This is a genomic window from Stenotrophomonas sp. HMWF003 (assembly GCF_003061285.1).
GTDB lineage: Bacteria > Pseudomonadota > Gammaproteobacteria > Xanthomonadales > Xanthomonadaceae > Stenotrophomonas > Stenotrophomonas maltophilia_AP.
The window spans coordinates 20,690-23,258 of record NZ_QAIW01000448.1 but is presented as its reverse complement, the minus strand read 5'-3'; the positions used below and the strand labels follow the sequence as shown (position 1 = coordinate 23,258).

Sequence of the window (2,569 nt, the reverse complement as noted above, 5' to 3'; positions counted from 1 at the left end):
CCCGCCGTTGCTGGCTGAACGCGCTGGCTGAACAGGCCGGCCGGTCCACCCGGGCCGACCGGCCCGGCGGGGCCGGTGGGGCCGGGAGCGGCGCGCTGGCTGAACCCCGGGCGCGGCGATTGCGCCCGTACGTCAGCGCATGCATGTAAACGCTGGCGTCGCAGCCCCCTTGCCTTTACAATTCCCGCTCGCCGAATCACGACAGCCGGACCGGTCCCGCACCGCAGTCCGCGCTTTTTTGCAGCCGCTTTTTCGTGGAGCGCAGGCGTGACTTCGGTGCCCCCATCGGTAGCCAAAGTGAGATCTCCGTGACCCAAGCCGCAATCCTCGTCCTCGAAGACGGCACCGTATTCGAGGGCGAATCCGTAGGCGCGCCCGGCCTGTCCGTCGGCGAGGTGGTGTTCAACACCGCCATGACCGGTTATCAGGAAGTGCTGACTGATCCTTCCTACGCCCGGCAGATGGTCACGCTGACCTACCCGCATATCGGCAACACCGGCATGACCGACCAGGACGACGAGGCCCACAAGGTGTGGTCGGCCGGTCTGATCGTGCGCGACGTGCCGCGCCGTCCCAGCAACTGGCGCAGCCAGGTGTCGCTGCAGGACTGGCTGCTGCAGCGCGGCGTGGTGGCCATCTCCGGCATCGATACCCGCAAGCTGACCCGCATCCTGCGCGAGCGCGGCGCCCAGAACGGTGCGCTGATGGCCGGCGAGGGCCTCAACGTGGAAACGGCCCTGGAAGCCGCACGCAAGTTCCCCGGCCTGAAGGGCATGGATCTGGCCAAGGTGGTGAGCACCGACAAGGCCTATCCGTGGACCGAAGGCCAGCTGGACCTGGACAACAACGAGTTCGTCAGCGCCGCGCCCAGATTCAAAGTGGTGGCCTACGACTTCGGCGCAAAGCTCAACATCCTGCGCATGCTGGCCGAGCGTGGCTGCGACATCACCGTGGTGCCGGCGCAGACCCCGGCCGCCGACGTGCTGGCGATGAACCCGGACGGCGTGTTCCTGTCCAACGGCCCGGGTGACCCGGAACCGTGCGACTACGCCATCGAGGCGATCAAGGTGTTCCTGGACAAGAAGCTGCCGGTGTTCGGCATCTGCCTGGGCCACCAGCTGCTGGCGCTGGCCTCCGGCGCCAAGACGGTCAAGATGGGCCACGGCCACCACGGCGCGAACCACCCGGTGCAGGATCTGGACGATGGCCGGGTGATGATCACTTCGCAGAACCACGGCTTCGCGGTGGATGAAGCCACGCTGCCGGCCACCCTGCGCGTGACCCACCGCTCGCTGTTCGATGGCACCAACCAGGGCATCGCACGCACCGACGTGCCGGCGTTCTCGTTCCAGGGCCATCCGGAAGCCTCGCCGGGTCCGCACGATGTGGCGCCGCTGTTCGACCGTTTCGTGACCCTGATGGCGCAGGCCAAGGCCTGATCCGCCGCCGCCGGCACCCCCGGCGGCATCGCGACGGAACGCGAGTCCCTGCAATGCCGCAGCCTTTGGCGCGGCGCTGCACCCCCGGAAGTTTCCTGATCGACAGCGTGCGATCACCCCGACACGCTGTACTGACTTAGAGAAGACAATGCCCAAGCGCACTGACCTTAAAACCATCCTCATCATCGGTGCTGGCCCGATCGTCATCGGCCAGGCCTGTGAGTTCGACTACTCCGGCGCGCAGGCCTGCAAGGCGCTGCGTGACGAGGGGTATCGCGTGGTGCTGGTCAACAGCAATCCGGCCACGATCATGACCGACCCGGAGATGGCCGACGCCGTCTACATCGAGCCGATCAACTGGCAGACGGTCGAGAAGATCATCGCCAAGGAAAAGCCCGACGCCCTGCTGCCGACCATGGGCGGCCAGACCGCGCTGAACTGCGCACTGGACCTGGCCGACAACGGCGTGCTCGAGAAGTACAACGTTGAACTGATCGGCGCCAAGCGCGACGCGATCCGCATGGCCGAAGACCGCGAGCTGTTCCGCGTGGCCATGGGCGAGATCGGCCTGGACTGCCCGTCGGCCGCCGTCGCGCACACGCTGGAAGAAGCGATCGAGATCCAGACCCGCGTCGGCTACCCGACCATCATCCGCCCCAGCTTCACCTTGGGCGGCAGCGGCGGCGGCATCGCCTACAACCGCGAAGAGCTGGTCGATATCGTGACCCGCGGCCTGGAACTGTCGCCGACCACCGAAGTGCTGGTCGAAGAGTCGGTGCTGGGCTGGAAGGAATTCGAAATGGAGGTGGTGCGCGACACCGCCGACAACTGCATCATCGTCTGCTCGATCGAGAACCTGGACCCGATGGGCGTGCACACCGGTGACTCGATCACCGTGGCCCCGGCCCAGACCCTGACCGACAAGGAATACCAGCGTCTGCGCGATGCGTCCATCGCCGTGCTGCGCAAGATCGGCGTGGATACCGGCGGTTCCAACGTGCAGTTCGGCATCAGCCCGACCACCGGCCGCGTGGTGGTGATCGAGATGAACCCGCGCGTGTCGCGTTCGTCGGCGCTGGCCTCCAAGGCCACCGGCTTCCCGATCGCCAAGGTCGCCGCGAAGCTGGCGG

Annotated in this window: 2 protein-coding genes; both read left to right on the top strand. The window is 66.8% G+C overall.

The window, feature by feature from the left end:
* Positions 1 to 308 precede the first annotated feature (308 nt).
* Positions 309 to 1,439: a glutamine-hydrolyzing carbamoyl-phosphate synthase small subunit gene (gene carA, locus DBR34_RS19860; RefSeq protein WP_128098057.1), complete on the top strand. Its 1,131-nt coding sequence runs from the start codon at positions 309 to 311 to the stop codon at positions 1,437 to 1,439.
* A gap of 148 nt (positions 1,440 to 1,587) precedes the next feature.
* Positions 1,588 to 2,569 (top strand): carbamoyl-phosphate synthase large subunit (gene carB, locus DBR34_RS24245; RefSeq protein WP_258224180.1); only part of this gene is annotated, 982 nt, incomplete at its 3' end.